General features: G+C 46.3%; 14 protein-coding genes. 4 read left to right on the top strand and 10 right to left on the bottom strand.

All coding sequences use genetic code 11. The features are described from left to right. Positions 1 to 1029, top strand: a 1029-nt coding sequence (locus tag O9139_RS21665) for a glycosyltransferase family 4 protein (protein ID WP_270881522.1), incomplete at its 5' end; no start/stop codon positions are given. 187 nt (positions 1030 to 1216) lie between these two features. Here O9139_RS21665 and O9139_RS21660 read toward each other — a convergent pair. The 5 genes from O9139_RS21660 to chvE all read right to left on the bottom strand — a co-directional run bounded on the left by O9139_RS21660 (position 1217) and on the right by chvE (position 6278). Beyond that, complete coding sequence (locus tag O9139_RS21660; RefSeq protein ID WP_270881521.1) at positions 1217 to 1732, bottom strand: GrpB family protein; 516 nt, start codon at positions 1730 to 1732, stop codon at positions 1217 to 1219. Between the two features lie 327 nt (positions 1733 to 2059). Beyond that, positions 2060 to 2221: a hypothetical protein gene (locus O9139_RS21655; RefSeq protein WP_270881520.1), complete on the bottom strand. Its 162-nt coding sequence runs from the start codon at positions 2219 to 2221 to the stop codon at positions 2060 to 2062. A gap of 115 nt (positions 2222 to 2336) precedes the next feature. Continuing rightward, on the bottom strand, positions 2337 to 3494 hold the full coding sequence (gene mmsB / locus O9139_RS21650; RefSeq protein WP_270881519.1) for a multiple monosaccharide ABC transporter permease: 1158 nt from the start codon (positions 3492 to 3494) through the stop codon (positions 2337 to 2339). Then, the gene (gene mmsA / locus O9139_RS21645) at positions 3478 to 5028 is read right to left on the bottom strand and encodes a multiple monosaccharide ABC transporter ATP-binding protein (protein ID WP_270881518.1); all 1551 of its coding nucleotides are present in this window, start codon (positions 5026 to 5028) and stop codon (positions 3478 to 3480) included. The genes mmsB and mmsA overlap by 17 nt, the downstream gene beginning before the upstream one ends. An 89-nt stretch (positions 5029 to 5117) precedes the next feature. Further along, on the bottom strand, positions 5118 to 6278 hold the full coding sequence (gene chvE / locus O9139_RS21640) for a multiple monosaccharide ABC transporter substrate-binding protein (RefSeq protein WP_270881517.1): 1161 nt from the start codon (positions 6276 to 6278) through the stop codon (positions 5118 to 5120). Between the two features lie 208 nt (positions 6279 to 6486). Here chvE and O9139_RS21635 point away from each other — a divergent pair, with 208 nt between their 5' ends. From O9139_RS21635 to O9139_RS21625, 3 genes are read left to right on the top strand one after another with little or no spacing between them, the layout of a single operon-like run. Then, on the top strand, positions 6487 to 7488 hold the full coding sequence (locus O9139_RS21635) for a substrate-binding domain-containing protein (RefSeq protein ID WP_270881516.1): 1002 nt from the start codon (positions 6487 to 6489) through the stop codon (positions 7486 to 7488). 28 nt (positions 7489 to 7516) lie between these two features. Then, positions 7517 to 9415, top strand: a complete 1899-nt coding sequence (locus tag O9139_RS21630) for a cache domain-containing sensor histidine kinase (protein WP_270881515.1) — start codon at positions 7517 to 7519, stop codon at positions 9413 to 9415. Further along, the gene (locus O9139_RS21625; protein ID WP_270881514.1) at positions 9384 to 10604 is read left to right on the top strand and encodes a response regulator; all 1221 of its coding nucleotides are present in this window, start codon (positions 9384 to 9386) and stop codon (positions 10602 to 10604) included. Before O9139_RS21630 ends, O9139_RS21625 begins: the two co-directional genes overlap by 32 nt. Positions 10605 to 10802: 198 nt before the next feature. Here O9139_RS21625 and O9139_RS21620 read toward each other — a convergent pair whose 3' ends face one another. The 5 genes from O9139_RS21620 to gudD all read right to left on the bottom strand — a co-directional run bounded on the left by O9139_RS21620 (position 10803) and on the right by gudD (position 16677). Beyond that, on the bottom strand, positions 10803 to 11225 hold the full coding sequence (locus tag O9139_RS21620; RefSeq protein WP_270881513.1) for a DoxX family protein: 423 nt from the start codon (positions 11223 to 11225) through the stop codon (positions 10803 to 10805). A 388-nt stretch (positions 11226 to 11613) separates the two neighbouring features. Then, the gene (locus tag O9139_RS21615) at positions 11614 to 13545 is read right to left on the bottom strand and encodes a fructose-1,6-bisphosphatase (protein WP_270881512.1); all 1932 of its coding nucleotides are present in this window, start codon (positions 13543 to 13545) and stop codon (positions 11614 to 11616) included. A gap of 105 nt (positions 13546 to 13650) precedes the next feature. Beyond that, on the bottom strand, positions 13651 to 13773 hold the full coding sequence (locus O9139_RS21610) for a hypothetical protein (RefSeq protein WP_270881511.1): 123 nt from the start codon (positions 13771 to 13773) through the stop codon (positions 13651 to 13653). Positions 13774 to 14146: 373 nt separating this feature from the next. Beyond that, positions 14147 to 15292 (bottom strand): glycoside hydrolase family 88 protein, encoded by a 1146-nt coding sequence (locus tag O9139_RS21605; RefSeq protein ID WP_270881510.1) that lies wholly within the window; start codon positions 15290 to 15292, stop codon positions 14147 to 14149. A gap of 47 nt (positions 15293 to 15339) precedes the next feature. Next, positions 15340 to 16677, bottom strand: coding sequence for a glucarate dehydratase (gudD, locus tag O9139_RS21600; protein WP_270881509.1), 1338 nt, complete (start codon positions 16675 to 16677; stop codon positions 15340 to 15342). Positions 16678 to 16681: the final 4 nt, after the last annotated feature.

Here is a 16681-nt window from a genome sequence, read left to right as displayed (position 1 = left end):
GCAAATAAGGAGACGATTCATGGTGTCAGATATATTCGCTTCCCAAAGAAGAATTATCTGGAGAATGTCATCTCTTATGTACAGGCTGAGTCTTTTCCTGTCATTCAGGTGTATAACAAACCGGATTGGGTGCTGCCAATCAAGCAAGTGTGCTTCCATTCCCGGGTGGTGTTGTCGCTTCACAACCAGGTATTCGGATCTCATCTTGAACAAAGCGAGTTAGAGGAGATTGTGCAAGCTGTCGATCACATGGTGGCCGTCAGTCAGTTTCTAGCAGACTCGATTGCGAGGCGCTGTCCCTCCGCCAAAGCGAAAATAACAGTTTTATATACAGGAGATGAGCCGAGCATCTACACACCTCATTACACGCTGCAGGGGCAGCGGATTGCGCTGGAAATGAAAAAAAAGCTGGGTATTCCGGCAGATTACTTTGTGGCTCTGTTCGTGGGAAGGCTAGTCCCCAAGAAGGGCTGCCATCTTCTCATCACAGCGATGAAGAAAGTCTTGCAGCAGCAGCCCAGGACAGCACTAGTTATTGTAGGAAGCAAGTGGTTCGGCAATTTCAGCGAGAATGGGTACGTCAAAATGCTGAGAGAACAAGCGAAGCCCATTTCGGAGCATATCTATTTTACGAGCTTTTTGCCCGTTTATGAGCTGCCGGATTATTACACAATGAGCGATGTTTTGATCTGTGCGTCTCAATGGAAGGAGCCTTTGGCTAGAGTTCAGTATGAAGCGATGACAGCCGGTATTCCGATTATCACGACAGGGAGGGGCGGGAATACGGAAATCATCAAGCATGGCCAGAACGGAATTGTCATTAGCCAGTATGAACACCCGGATGCTTTTGCCGAGAGCATGCTTTACATGATTAAAAATAGAGGCAAAAGAGAGATGATGGGCATAACGAATAGAGGGTTAATTGAAAACTGCTTTAATTTTGAGCAATATGCGCTCCGCATTGCGGAAGTCTACAAACGCTTTGACTTATCCGAAGGAGATACACATAGCAAAGTCCCCGCTTCCTGATTGGAAGGCGGGGACTTTATTCGTGGCTCCTAACTCCATGGAGTCAGGAGCAAATATTTTCTATCTTCGGCAAGAAACCTTTCAAAAAAACCTCCCATTAGGGCTATGATTCTAGTTAGCTTCTAAGAGAAGGTTTCGATTTCAAAAATCTCAGAAGATGGTGGAGTAGTACACATATTGCCTGCGCCTATCCAATACTTTTCTTAGCTTGTTCGAGTAAATTAGATACATAATCGGCTTTTTCGTCCGAATAAGACAACAGTGTAGTATATCCTTTTTTAATGGCGTCGAGCTTTCGTTCACAATATTGCTTTGCTACATTCGGGTTTTCTCGTAAGTAATTTCTTATGAGAAGATTATTTACCCATTGCTCGCCATTCCAAATGACGACAGCAAGATTATAGGCATGTTCTTGGCGTTTTCGAAAATACAATCTTCCCTTTACACCCGTTTCTCCGAACCCTTCATAACCAAGTTGTGCTAGTTCATTAGTTGCGGAATTGCTCAGCTCAAGCGTTTTCACGCCTATCAAAACATCAATAATTGGTTTTGCAAACATCCCGTGTACCGAGGTACTGCCAAAATGCTGGATGTCGATAGCATCGTCTCCGAAAGCTTTAAGAAGATTTATTTTTTCGTTTTGAAATAAGGTAATCCACTTTTCATCATAAGGCATTATACGAATAATCTCATCAATTCCCATCCCCAATTTCACTCCCTCTTTTGGTGTAGACTGTCATATAGAAATTAGGATATCATCTCAAATTGCAATTCGTTTGTCAAACGTTTTCAAATGATCAATGATATTATAACTATTCTTAATCGCTGAACTTTACGTGGATCTTCTCCAAATCCGAAATCCTACTATGTAAGTAGTTTTGTATCACGAGACTACAAAGTAGGGGAATTTCTGCATGTTTCTAAGACACAAATCTCCCTACATAAAAAATAATAGCTGCGTCGGATAAAAAGCATAGTAAAAACTCCAAGCCATTGATGACTTGGAGCTTCTAAAGAGGGATCCTATGGATTACTCCCTAGTTTGGATACCTTGATTGATTAGTGTTGTTCCCGAAATTTGCTTTTTAACGGAGTCAATATCGGCATTGGTGATCGTGAAGTCTCCGCGTTTAGCATCTGGTGCTTGCAACTGAATCCCGGTGAGGAGCTTTGTGCCATCTTTAGGATTCATTTCTTGTGCCTGCCGGCGCTTCATATTCGCGATCGCTACACCGGCCAGAATCAAAATTAATGCCCAGAAATATCCTTCTTATGATGTTAAACTGCCAAATAGTTAGCTACCCAATTTACGACGATTTCGACTTATTATAAATGTCGAAGGCGACGGCCAGGAGCAGCACCAGACCTTTAATGCCTTGTTGCCAATCGATGCCTAATCCGACAAGGGACATACCATTGTTCATGACGCCCATGACAAGGCCACCAATAATTGCGCCTATCACTGTGCCGACACCGCCACTTGCGGAAGCACCGCCAATAAAGCAAGCAGCGATAGCGTCTAGTTCGAAATTGGTGCCCGCCTTCGGCGTAGCTGCGTTCAGTCGAGCAGCGAATACAAGACCGGACATGGCCGCAAGCACGCCCATATTGACGAACACCCAGAATGTTACTCTCTTTGTTTTCACGCCTGAGAGGTTAGCCGCCTTCTCATTGCCTCCTAGCGCGTAGATATGACGTCCCATGACCATCTTGTTCATCACAAAAGAGTATATAATCACTAAAACCGAAAGTAGAATCAGGATGTTAGGTATCCCTTCGTATTGCGACAGTACAAAAGCAAAAGCAAGGATGATTATAGTGATAACTGCTAGCTTAGCCACAAATAAGCCTGCTGGTATGACCTCGAACTGATACGTAAGCTTTGATTTGCGGTTCCTAAGCTCAATTAGAATGTAAATGATAGCGAGCACTGCTCCGATCAGGATGGTAAGCAGATGACTATCTCCCAGAGGATCTGCGATAAAACCGGAGCTTATTTTTTGGAACATCTTCGGATACGGCGCAAGCGACATTCCATTTAGCACAATCATCGTCAAACCGCGAAACAGCAACATTCCTGCCAGGGTAACAATGAAAGACGGAATTCTGACATATGCGACCCAAAACCCCTGCCAGGCGCCTACCAGAGCTCCAACGAGCAGACAAAGGATTACGGAAACCGGGAAAGGCATATGATATGTCACCATCATTACGCCGGACAGCGCCCCAATGAATGCTGCCACCGAGCCGACCGACAAATCAATGTGGCCGGTAATGATAACGAGCAGCATGCCGATAGCAAGAATGAGAATGTAGCTGTTTTGCAAAATCAGGTTCGTCACGTTCAAAGGTTTAAGAAGCGTCCCGTCGGACAAAATTTGAAACAACAGCGAAATGAGCACCAGCGCAATGATCATCCCGTATTGGCGAATATTACTCTTAAACATGCTAACCATGGTTTGCATGCCTAGTCCCCCTTGTTTTCGTCATGTATTTGGCAATAGCCTCCTGCGATGCTTCCTCTCTGCTTAATTCACCGGTCATCCTCCCCTCACTCATTACATATATCCGGTCACACATGCCGAGAATTTCAGGCAGCTCCGATGAGATAAGAAGGACACCTTTCCCTTGCCCGGCCAGATCGTTGATAATCGAATAGATTTCATACTTCGCACCGACGTCGATTCCCCGCGTCGGTTCGTCTAGAATAAGAATGTCAGGCTTTGCGAAAATCCACTTACTGAGTACGACCTTCTGCTGATTGCCGCCGCTCAAATTTCCGGTCTTCTGCAAGATACTTGGCGTTTTTATATTCATTTTCTTGCGGAACGAGTCCGCTTGAATAATTTCCTGGTTTTCGATTACAACGCCCCTTTTGGAAATCGAGTTCAAATTACTGAGCGTAATGTTGTGCTTAATGTCATCGATCAGAATCAATCCATACTGTTTCCGATCCTCCGTCACATAGGCCAGTCCTTGCTTGATCGCTTTATTGATATCGGATAAATCCGCTTCCTTCCCGTTGATCGATGCCCGACCGCTAATTTTCGTACCGTACGACCTACCAAATAGACTCATCGCAAGCTCCGTTCGTCCCGAACCCATTAGGCCGGCGATACCGACCACCTCACCTTTACGGATGTAAAAGTTGATGTCGTCAATGACCTTTCTCTCCGGATGCAAAGGGTGATAGACATTCCAATGGCTAACTTCGAAAATCATATCGCTGACATTCGGCATTCGGGGCGGGTACCGGTGTGTTAAATCACGCCCTACCATGCCTTTTATAATGCGGTCCTCATCCACCTGGTCCTTCTTCATATCTAGCGTCTCGATCGTTTGCCCATCCCGCAAAATCGTGATCGAGTCAGCTACTTTCGCAATTTCATTGAGCTTATGGGATATCATGATCGACGTAATTCCATGCTTTTTAAATTCGAGTAGCAGCTGCAGTAAATTTTCACTGTCATTTTCATTTAGCGCCGCTGTCGGTTCGTCCAAAATCAGCAACTTCACCTCTTTGGATAGTGCTTTGGCAATCTCGACCAACTGCTGCTTACCGACACCAATATTCGTAATCAGCGTCTGTGGAGATTCAGCCAGGCCTACCTTATTCAGAAGCTCTTTTGTCTTCATGATCGTTTCGTTCCAATTGAGCACGCCGCGTTTGGCCTGCTCATTGCCGAGGAAGATATTTTCAGCGATTGACAGGTATGGAATCAAGGCGAGCTCTTGATGAATAATGACGATGCCGAGCTGCTCACTATGTTTGATATCTTTAAACTCACATACTTGCCCCTGAAACAAAATGTCGCCTTCATACGTTCCGTGAGGGTAAACACCGCTAAGCACCTTCATCAAGGTCGACTTTCCTGCTCCATTCTCGCCCATCAAAGCGTGGATTTCTCCCCGCTTGACCTTCAGATTAACGTTCTCCAACGCTTTTACACCCGGAAACGTCTTCGTAATCCCTTTCATCTCCAAAATGATATCGGACATTTTCATCACCGCCTATCCCAATCTAACAACTGCAGTGGCTGCCAATCCGGCCGCCACTGCATCCGTGTTCCTATGATCATCTGTTACGATTATTTGCTGATTTGATCTTTTTTGTAATAGCCGCTATCCACTAGCACTTTTTCGTAGTTCGATTTGTCGACCGAAACTGGCTCCAGCAGGAAGGCAGGAACGACCTTCACGCCGTTGTTGTACGTTTTCTCGTCGTTGACTTCAACTTTCGTGCCTTTCAACACGCTATCGGCCATCCCAACCGCTTTTTTAGCCAATTCACGGGTGTCCTTAAAGACCGTTTGCGTCTGCTCACCGGCAACGATCGATTTCACCGATGCGAGCTCAGCATCTTGACCTGTGATGACCGGCATCGGCTTTGCCGAGCCATAGCCAACGCCCTTCAGTGATGAGATGATCCCAATGCTGATACCGTCGTATGGAGAAAGAACCGCATCAACCTTATCACTCGTGTAATTTTTGCTGAGCAAGTTATCCATCCGCGCTTGAGCCGTCGCACCGTCCCAGCGAAGCGTAGCCACTTGCTCGAATGCCGTTTGCTTGCTCTTCACAACCAGCTTGCCGGAATCGATATAAGGCTTCAGTACAGACATCGCACCGTTAAAGAAAAAGCCTGCATTATTATCATCTGGGGAACCTGCAAACAACTCGATGTTAAACGGACCTTTGCCGTCTTTGAGGCCAAGTTTCTGCTCGATATACTGTGCTTGCTGCACGCCAACTTTAAAGTTGTCAAACGTCGCATAGTAGCTGACGAAATCACTTTTCCGAATCAAACGGTCATAGGAAATGACTTGGATTTTCTTGTCGTTTGCCTTCTTAAGGACATCCGTCAGCGACTCTCCATCAATAGGAGCGATAACTAAGACGTTGACGCCTTTGGTGATCATATTCTCAATCTGGGAAACTTGATTTTCGACCACATCTTCGCCATACTGCAGATCGGTTTTGTAGCCGAGCTTCTTGAATTCGTTCACCATATTTTCACCGTCATGTACCCAACGCTCCGAGGACTTCGTCGGCATCGAGATGCCAACATATTTACTTGCCGAATCGCCGGAGCTTCCACCACTTGCCGACTGCTTGTCATCCGCCTTTACTGCTCCTGGAGAAGATCCTCCTCCTGTTGCAGCACCGCCACTAGCTGCCTGCTGCCCTCCACATGCGGCGAGCGCGAACATCATGAATACAACCATAGTTAACCATCCGAATTTTTTCATTTCGACCTTCCCCCTAGATTGTTTTGTTGTTGCAAAATGAATATAGCACCCTCTGGGAATGAACGTCTTTCGAAATTGACGCACGTTTTTTTCAAAAATTAAACTTTCCTCGCAGGTTTAATATTTATAAAAAAGGTGCTCTACTTTTCAAAGATCTTACTGAAAAATTGCGCTATAATGAAAAAAGTACGCTACAGGGGGATAGGACTTGAAAAAATTAATTGTCATCTATATGATCCTGATCGCCGCTTTCATCGGTTATGTCACCTTGCATCAGCTCAACTCAAAAAATTCGAAAGATTACGGTCTGGAAAGCGGATTGCGAGGAGAAGTCGACGAGAAATACGTCATGGTGACATTTCAAGCCGGTATGGATTACTGGAAACGAGGGATAAAAGGTTTTGAAGATGCGGCCAAGGTGCTGAACGTATCTGTTGAATACCGAGGAGCGACCCAATACGACGCGAATGAGGAAAATACCGTGCTCGAGCAGGTAATCGCCAAAAAGCCCGCCGGCATTGCCGTTACTGCAATAAATCCGGAAGCGCTTACAGCCACCATTGACAAAGCCGTTCAAGCGGGTATTCCTGTTGTCTTGTTCGATTCGAATACCATGGACAGCAAGGTACGCACGTTTCTCGGTACAGACAACCGATCGGCTGGTGCAACAGCTGCCAACCAGCTCGCCAAATTGATCGAAGGGACCGGAAAAGTAGCAATTATTACCAGACCCGGACAGCTCAACCATCAAGAACGCACGGACGGATTCGTCGATACACTCAAGAGCTCTTATCCAAACATTCAAGTGGTTGCAATCGAAAACGGGAAAGGCGACCAAGCAGAATCTGAGCAAGCGACCCGCCGCATTATACAGCAAGTTCCGGATTTGAATGGCATTTTCGCTACAGAGGCTAATGGCGGTATCGGGGTCGGCAATGCGCTCCTTCAGACTGGAAAGGCAGGCAAAATCAAAGTGATAGGCTTCGATACAGACAAAGGCACGCTCGACATGGTCAAAAACGGAGTGCTGTCCGAAACTTTGGCGCAAGGCACTTGGAATATGGGGTATTGGTCACTGCAGTACTTGTTTCATCTTCATCATGGCCTTGGTGACTCCAATGGCGAATCCATCAGCACATTACCAGTTTATACAGATACGGGTATATCCGTCGTGACGAAAACAAACGTGGACAGTTATTATGCGAAATAAAAGCTTTCCCTCTGTCGGAATAAAGCATATGCCACTACGCTTTAAACTCATTGTCCTGTTTGTTCTCGTCAGCATCTTGCCCTCCATCCTTCTCGGTAGTTTGATCAGCATCGCTGTAAACGACACGATAGAAAAGCGGGTCAACGCCAATACGTTACAGCTTATCGACAATGTGAACAAATCGCTCGAAGCGTTCGTGAATGAAATGCAGAATACGACGTATATGATCTCGTTTAATCCCGACATTTCGGAGTTTATGGAAGGAGCCCCTGTTCCGGCCGGCTACTCCCATTCGGAGCAAATGTACAGGATGAAGAAGTTTCTGCAAGGGTTTACAACACTACATTCCGAAATTGCAGGCATTCTGGTCACGAACAGCACGGGTGACTATATCAGTAACGATATGTATCCCCGTTCATCGGTCAAGCTGACGGATGAGCTGTGGTATAAGGAAGCCGTGGCCGGTCGCGGTATTTTCCGGTTGCTGGGACACCCCCACAATCGCGGTATTTCGAATCATGTTAACTACAAAGACGAAGAAGTGGTCACCGCCGTCAGGGCTATACTCGATCCCGCCACCCAGCAGGTTCAGGGCGTCATCATGATCGATCTCAAGCTTCGGGTCATTGCTGAAACGGTCCGTGACGTTCGGCTTGGTAAATCCGGTTACTTAATGGTGACTGATGGAAACGGCGAAAGCATCTACTCACCTCCTCATCCGATTTTGGCCGAGATCCCTAAGGAATGGTTAGGCGACAGCGGTTCAAAAGTAATCACAAAAAACCTTGAGCAATTAACCAAAACTACAGGACAATCCTCCAATACGGTAAGTCATGGTCCTGTACAGATTATTTACCGGAAATCGGAATTTACCGATTGGACGACGGTCGGCGTGTTTCCAATGCAGGATACGGTCAATGACATTAGCCAAATTCGTTTCTATATTGTTTGCTTTATATTTTTCGTTTGTTTGGTCGGCCTCGGGTTGGCTTATTACTTATCATTTACGATCACCCAACCAATTCGTAAGCTTATGGCTTTGATGCAGAAAGTAGAAACCGGAAATTTATCCATACGTTATACCGGGCAACATAATGATGAAGTCGGAATACTTGGCCGTGCATTCAATATCATGCTCAGCCAAATTAACAAGCTGATCAAGGAAGTCGGGCGCAAAGAACAGCAAAAGCGCGAAGCAGAACTTCGCAATTTACATGCCCAGATAAAGCCCCATTTTCTGTACAACACACTGGATACGATCCATTGGCTAGCCCATCAACGTGGAGCAAACGAGATAACCGAGGTCGTCGATTCACTATCTACTCTGTTTCGTATTGGGCTCAGTAAAGGAAAACCGATTATTCCGTTATCACAAGAAATCGAACATGTGCGAAGCTATTTAAAAATTCAAAAGACACGCTATCAAAGCAAGCTCGAGTATGAGCTGGATATCGCCCCGGAAACTGAAGGTCTGTATATTATGAAACTGATCGTTCAGCCTTTTGTTGAGAACGCTCTCTATCATGGTATTAAAGAACGGCGTGGCCCGGGTTTAATTCGAATCTCCAGTGAAGTCCGGGATGGCAAGCTGTTGCTGTACATTAGAGACGACGGTAAGGGAATGGACAATTCCGCGTTAAGCCGCCTACGGCAAAGTCTCGAGGATGTCAAAGAAGAGATTGTCCAGCAGACGGCTAGCCCGATTCGATCTAAAGCGACTGATCCATCATCAGAGGTATCCTCTGGAGGTTACGGGCTTTTGAACGTCCAATCTCGCCTGATCCTAACATTCGGCGAAGCTTATGGGTTACTCGTGGAAAGCGAGTATGGGAAAGGCACGACGATCACGATTGTTCATCCTTATTTGAAGGATTTATATCAGGAGGTGCATCAAGATGAAGACTTGGAAGGTCATACTAGCAGATGATGAAGCCCTCATCCGCAGTGGCATTCGTAGTTCAATACCGTGGGAGCAGCTTCAGATGGATGTCGTCGGGGAAGCCGAGGACGGTGAGGAAGCACTGGAATTGGCCCTCCAGCTAAAGGCGGATCTTATGCTCGTCGACCTAAACATGCCGATCATGGATGGTCTAACGTTAATCGGGGAGCTTCGCGAAAAACTACCAGAATGCAGGGTAATCATCGTCACCGGTCACGAAGAGTTTTCCTATGCACAAAAAGCGATCCGCCTTGGTGTGGACGATTACGTACTTAAGCCGATTCGAGTCAATCAGCTCACCCATGTGCTATCGGAAGCGAAAAACCAGTTGGATCAGCAGTCCATGCAGCAGAAGCATTTTGAGCTTGCCAACCGGCAAATCGCCAAAAATTTACTGCTACTACGGGAACGCTTCTGCTTAGAGTGGATAGACGGAGAATTAAATACCGATCAAATCCGCGAACAGCTAAAGTTTTTGCAGTTGCCGAGCAATGCGCCCCGGCTGCTCGGAGTCGTCCGCTGGCCTGAAGTGAGCCGGGGACAGCAATTTCTACGTGAAAATGACCGGCAGTTATTCTTGTTCGCCATTGAAAACATCATCGGAGAATACATGATACACTCGCCCCATGTTCTGTTCCGCGACCGTGGAGGTCTTATCATCGTTCTGACTTGGGATATGATCGCTGAAGAAACGCTCGCACAGATGGAGCAATCGATATCAAAATACTTAAAAATTTCCACTAAGCTGCATTTCACGAATGTAGCCGGGGGGCTATCCGGAGTTCCCGCTGGATATCTGGAAGCAAGACAAAGCGTCTATCAGGAAATACAATTGTCCCCGCTCGTCCGCAGAGCCAAGCTGTTTGTTCAAGAGCACTATGCTGAACCAGAATTGACACTTGAAGAGGTTGCTGAGAGTCTTCAGGTATCTCCTGTCTATTTCGGTCGGGTGTTCAAACAAGAGGTTGGTGTTTCGCTAGGGCAATATTTGGCTCAAATGCGGATGAAGCGTGCTATCCAATTACTTGTATCAACGGAACTTAACATACTGGAAATAGCCGAGCGCGTAGGCTACCACTCGCAGCACTATTTCAGCACGTCGTTCCGCAAAGCTATCGGCATCTCTCCTCTTCAATACCGGCGAGGCGGACTGTCAGACGACGTGGAAGTGGAATAGTTCACCTGACTATGACATATTGAAAAGCTATCCTATTTCGCCTAAAACCTTAAAGCAACCAAGAAATACAAAAGCCTGGAAAGTATGTTTCCCAGGCTTTTCTATGTTAGAGGTGTTCCGGCACATTTGGGCATTATATAAATGTTCCTTCACTTCCTCAAAAGCAGCGAAGGAAAAGCCATTAATTTCAGCACCTCCTTAGAGTCTGCGGCCATTCGGACGTAGCGCCCATGAAGCGATATTGAGTGCAGCATATGCAAGCGGAAGGATAATATGAAACCCATAATCACCATAATCGTTAGCAAAGGAATGAGATAATGCAGCACCAGTCATTAAAAAGAAGAGTCCAGCATGAGCCCATTCTTTAAGCCGAGGAAAACCTGGCACGACGATAGCAATAACTCCAAGTAATTTCCAACTCCCGAGAATGTTCGTGACGTATAATGGGAAACCAATATTGGTCACTAACTCGACATTTCCCCCAAATCGCATCAGTTGCCCAATACCGCTTAACGTAATAGATGCTGCAAGTAATATTGTGACTGTCCAATAAGCAATCATTTTTCCTAGGTGCTGGGTTTCTACTTTCACAGTTGTTTCCGTACCGATAATGTGACTCATTTGTTTCCTCCTCATGATGGTTTCAAATGGAACTTATTCAGATCCTCTAACATTCCAAAGGGCTAGCTTAATCGGACACCATTCAGTGTCATTTTGATTATATGACACCATTTGGTGTCGTGTCAACAACCTTTTTAAGCTCTAGACGAAAACTATCAGTCGGCTATGTATGCAAACATTTCATGCACCTTACTCTTTGACTACATGTTAAAAAGCCTCGGCGCGATAATACCGAAGCTTGTTGATTATGATTCGGTTCTAGATAATGGGCGGTTCGCTTAACGAGCAAGTCCAGATTCCAATTTGACATCTCCTCCCTGTCATACATCGTGAATCATTTCGAGGGAACGTAACGCGGCTGTAACCGTTATTTCATTGGGCAGTTGTTTCATTTCATGTAGCGATATTCCAGCAGATTCTTCAAATTCGAGATTTTCTGCAGCAGCTTCTCCCCTACATTGGTTTCCCTCACCAGCTTCCGCTCCAGTTCTTTGTCAACCAGCCTTTTTACAGACAATACGTCCGTTCCGTTACATAACACATCTTCTTTTGATTTAAATCTCTGGTGGGCAACGAGTTGCATGCCAAAGGAATTATACAACAAGGTATATCCGGCGATACCCGTTGTGGATTGATAGGCTTTGGAAAAACCGCCGTCAATGACAACCATTTTCCCGCTTGCTTTAACGGGGTTCTCTCCACGAATTTCTTTAACTGGCGTGTGGCCGTTAATGATATGTCCATGATCAGGATTCATATCAAACTCCAGCAGGATTTTCCGGCAGATCTCCTCATTTTCACGCAAATGGTAATAAGGGTTCTTTCTCTCCTTATAGGTTTCTTTATCTTGGATAAAGTACCGTTCAAAGGTGGTCATTTCTCTCTTTCCAAAGAGTGAGGAACATTCCCCTGTCCATATGTACCAAACCATATCCGTAGCCAGATCATCCGTCTCTTCCGGATGCGCAAAGGCGTAACGTAAATAATATTCAAAAACATCGAGCAGCTTACGACCCGAATACGTCTTGTCTTCAATCTGCATTTCTTCCATGTTTCCTTCTTCATCCAAAGGAATACAGCCGTGAAATAACAAATTCCCGTTGTATTTTAAATAAAGGCTACCCTTTTTCATAAAAAAATTCATATGTCTGGCCAGTTTTTCGGAATGCTGAACGGAGAACAGCAACTTTTCCATTACCTGCTGTTCTTCCTCAAGCAATTTTGCAGGCTGCTGCGGATTTACGGTTGCGAAACAGGTGTTTTCCAGCGGGTAAGTTTTACCGCGGATCTTGATTTCAGTTTTGTCGTAATCGATTTGCTCAAGCAAAAGCCTTTCAGACATATTAAAGTATGGTCGTCTCTTGATAATAGGGATTTCAAGCTTAAACTGGATCATGGCAATGGCTTGATGAATTTTGGTAATCTGCAGGATTTCCTGCTCCGAACCATCATGGTCAGTCTGCAGCTTCGGTCTAAAGGCCGGATTGTCATCATAGTATTTCTCCGCCAAGTTCAACAGTGGGCGAAGATTGATTCCATATACGTCTTCGATAATGTTCAGATTGTCGTATCTGGCGCAGATCCGAATAATATTTGCAAGGCAGACCAGAGAACCCGCATAGGCGCCTATCCAAAGGACATCATGGTTCCCCCACTGAATATCTACAGAATGGTAGTTAATCAGCGTGTCCATAATTTTATCGGGGTCCGGCCCGCGGTCATAGATATCTCCGACCACATGAAGATGGTCAACCACCAGGCGCTGGGTTGTATAAGCAAGGCCGATAATGAGCTTGTCCGCCTGGCCCAAGGAAATAATTTGCCGATAAATTTCCTCATAATAAGGATCCTTATTGTTGGTCGAATCCGTCTTGTATAGAAGCTCTTCTACAATATATACAAATTGCTCCGGCAGAGCTTTACGCAATTTCGAGCGCGTATATTTGGAAGAGGCATAAGAAATGAGTTTAAGCATTTGTTCAATCGTTTGTCTGTACCATCGGTTCAAGGCTTGTTTATTGCACAGGTCTCCTTTAACCAGCTGTATTTTTTCTTCCGGATAATAAACTAACGCCGTAAAATCATTGATTTCATGATCCGTCCAAACCTCACGGAACAAGACTTTGATTTTCTCTTTAACAGTACCCGAACCGTTTCTTAGTACATGCTGAAAAGCCTGGAACTCCCCATGCAAATCACTGACAAAATGCTCAGTTCCCTTGGGAAGATTGGAGATCGCTTCAAGGTTGATGATTTCTGTTACAACTTTTTCTTCCGTATCATATTTCTGGGCCAATAAATCTAGAAACTGCGCATCCAAAACAGATGTCCCCCTTCAAGGAAATATGGTGATGTATAAGAGGTTTTTTTAATGGGGCTAGCCGCGTACCTTTAAGCTTAGTGTTAACAGTAAATGGGAAAAACATTAGGCTTTAGATTGTCCTGAAATTATTGGAGCAAGAATATCAGCTTTCCCGTTACCCCCAAAAACTTCTTGCTGTTCAACGCTTAACACCCGTTTCATAAGTTTATTGATTTCATCTATCATAGATAACTCCCGTTAACGTAAGAAGCTGCTGAGTGCAGCGGTAGTTTCAACTAAGTTGAGTATTGAGCTCAAGTGTCCGCGCATACGTTTAGCGTGTTGACAGCGGGGACTTCACATCCACGGATGGATAGTGACAAGTAAAAAAAGAAAGGATACCCTTTGCCGTTCATGGCAAAGGGTATCCTTTCTTTGTCAGATTTGATTATTTCATCGGTTGAATTTGGATTGCTCTTCAAGATGTCTTCCACCTCTTGGTAGGAGATTAATCCTACTCCGGTTGCTGCACCAGCCCCATTTTTATGTTCAGCCTTGAAAGCTCTTTCGTATTTGAATGCTTCTCACCTTTCACCCGACATCAAATAGTAGAAAATTACTAAAATATTGAATTTTTCCAACCTTTTAATTTTGCCACGGCTTCGACATAATAGTAATCTCCGTAAATGAGCGATACGTTGACATTTAAGTCATGCGGTTTGTTTCCAGTTCCCTGCAGAAGAATTGCTTCATGTTCAGGAAGATGCCAGGTTGCGTATTGACACGTCAGTGTTTCAACGATTCGCTTGGCTTCCCGCAGATATAACCCAGCCTCTGACGGCGGCACTTGCTTCGATATATCGATCATGCCGGATGCCGCGATTGCCGCAGCAGAAGAATCTCTAGGCTCCGCTTGCCGATCCTTTACCCGAAAATCCCATAGAGGCACTCCGTCCTTTTCAACATTAGCGATGAAGAAGTGAGCCACTCTCTTCGCTGCATCTAAATAGCGAGTCTGTCCTGTAAGCCGATACATAACGGAGAAGCCGTAGAGCGCCCATGCGGTTCCTCGGCTCCACGCAGAGCCAGGTGAATCCCCCTGCCCGCCTAATTCCTGAGTGAACTTTCCTGTTTCCGGATCAAAACAGCAGATATGCCGAACCGAGCCATCTTCGCGGATAAAATTCGCCATCGCCGTCTCCGCATGTGCAAGGGCAATATGCTTAAATCTCGGATCCTGCAGCTCTTCCGCAGCCCACATCAAGAGGGGAAGATTCATCATACAGTCGATTATCGACCAGCCGGTGTTGCCCTCCTGCCAAGCTCTAACACCGTTGTTCCAAGCCCTGATAAATCTGCCTGCAAGATTAAATCTGCCAGCCAGGAAATTGGCAGCTTCCAATCCGATTCTGCGCGCGTCGGCATCACCGGTCAATTTATATTTGATGACTGCCGTCGGAAGAAACTGGAAGCCCACGTCATGGTGCAAATTGGATGCTCTGATGAAGTTTTCCTCAATCTGCAAATCCCGGTTCCAGGCAGCGGTCTTATAATGTTCTTTACCGGTTATGTCGTACATGAGCCAAAGGATCCCCGGCCAAAAGCCGGATGTCCAGGCGTCGCTTTTGGTATCGTCGTAGATGCCATCCTCTTTTGCTACATGTGGGATTTTCCTGCCGATTTGGTTAATCATTTGGTCGATTTTCGCTTCAATTGCAGCCCAAAGACCGTCTAAATCCGAAAGGGAAAGTGCTTTCTCCATCATCTTTTCCGTTCCTCTCATAGTAACTTAATACTTACAGTTACAACTGTTTATCGAACCAGGCAAGGACGCTTAGGGTCAAACTTCCACCCAGGAATCAAATACTGCATGGCAACAGCGTCGTCGCGCGCTCCAAGGCCATGCTCCTTATACAGCCGATGAGCCAGCTCAACTTGCTCCATATCGAGATCTACGCCCAGCCCAGGCTTGTTCGGAACGGAGACTAGACCGTTGACAATCTTAAATGGCTCCTTAGTCAGCCGTTGGCCTTCCTGCCAAATCCAGTGCGTATCGATAGCCGTGATTTGCCCTGGCGCAGCTGCCGCTACATGTGTAAACATGGCCAGTGAAATGTCAAAATGGTTGTTGGAATGCGAGCCCCAGATAAGCCCCCAATCTCGGCACATCTGAGCGACGCGTACGGAGCCTTGCATCGTCCAGAAATGCGGATCGGCGAGCGGAATATCGACCGATTGCAACTGGATGGCGTGCCCCATTTGTCGCCAATCCGTGGCAATCATATTGGTAGCGGTACGCAGACCGGTCGCTTTCCGAAATTCGGCCATTACTTCCCGCCCGGAATAGCCGTTCTCCGCGCCGCACGGGTCTTCCGCATAGGCAAGTACCTGATGCAAATTGCGGCACAGTCGTTGAGCATCGGCAAGCAGCCATGCGCCATTGGGATCTAGCGTAATCCGTGCCTGCGGGAATCGTTCGTGCAGCGCAGTAACAGCTTCGATCTCTTCTTCTGCGCGAAGCACGCCTCCCTTCAGCTTGAAGTCGCGAAAGCCGTATCGTTCATAAGCCGCTTCGGCAAGCCGGATGATCTCATCCGTGGTGAGCGCCGCTTGGTGGCGCAGCCGGAACCAGTCGTTATCAGCATCAGGCTGGCTCGTATAGGACAAATTGGTCTTCGTTCGATCGCCGATGTAAAACAAATACCCGAGCATTTCAACTTCATCACGCTGCTGTCCTTCTCCGAGGAGAGCTGCTACCGGAACACCAAGATGCTGGCCAAGTAAATCAAGCAGTGCCGACTCGAGGGCGGTAACGGCATGGATCGTCACGCGTAAGTCGAACGTTTGCGAGCCGCGTCCGCCCGCATCCCTATCGGCAAACCGGCCTCGTATTGATTGGAGAACGTTATTGTAGTTCCCGATACTTTGGCCGATCACAAGGGGCTTGGCCTCTTCCAGCGTTTGCCGTATTCGCTCTCCGCCGGGCACTTCACCGACGCCGGTATTGCCTGCATGATCTTTCAGAATCACAATATTACGCGTGAAATAAGGAGCATGTGCGCCGCTCAGATTCAGCAGCATGCTATCACGGCCAGCCACAGGAATAACCAGCATCTCGGTAACGACCGGCGCAGCGTTAAAGAAGGTCATGAAC

Origin of the sequence: Paenibacillus aestuarii (assembly GCF_027789125.1) — a bacterium.
GTDB classification, from domain to species: domain Bacteria; phylum Bacillota; class Bacilli; order Paenibacillales; family NBRC-103111; genus Paenibacillus_E; species Paenibacillus_E aestuarii.
This window is presented reverse-complemented; position numbering and strand designations above follow the sequence as displayed.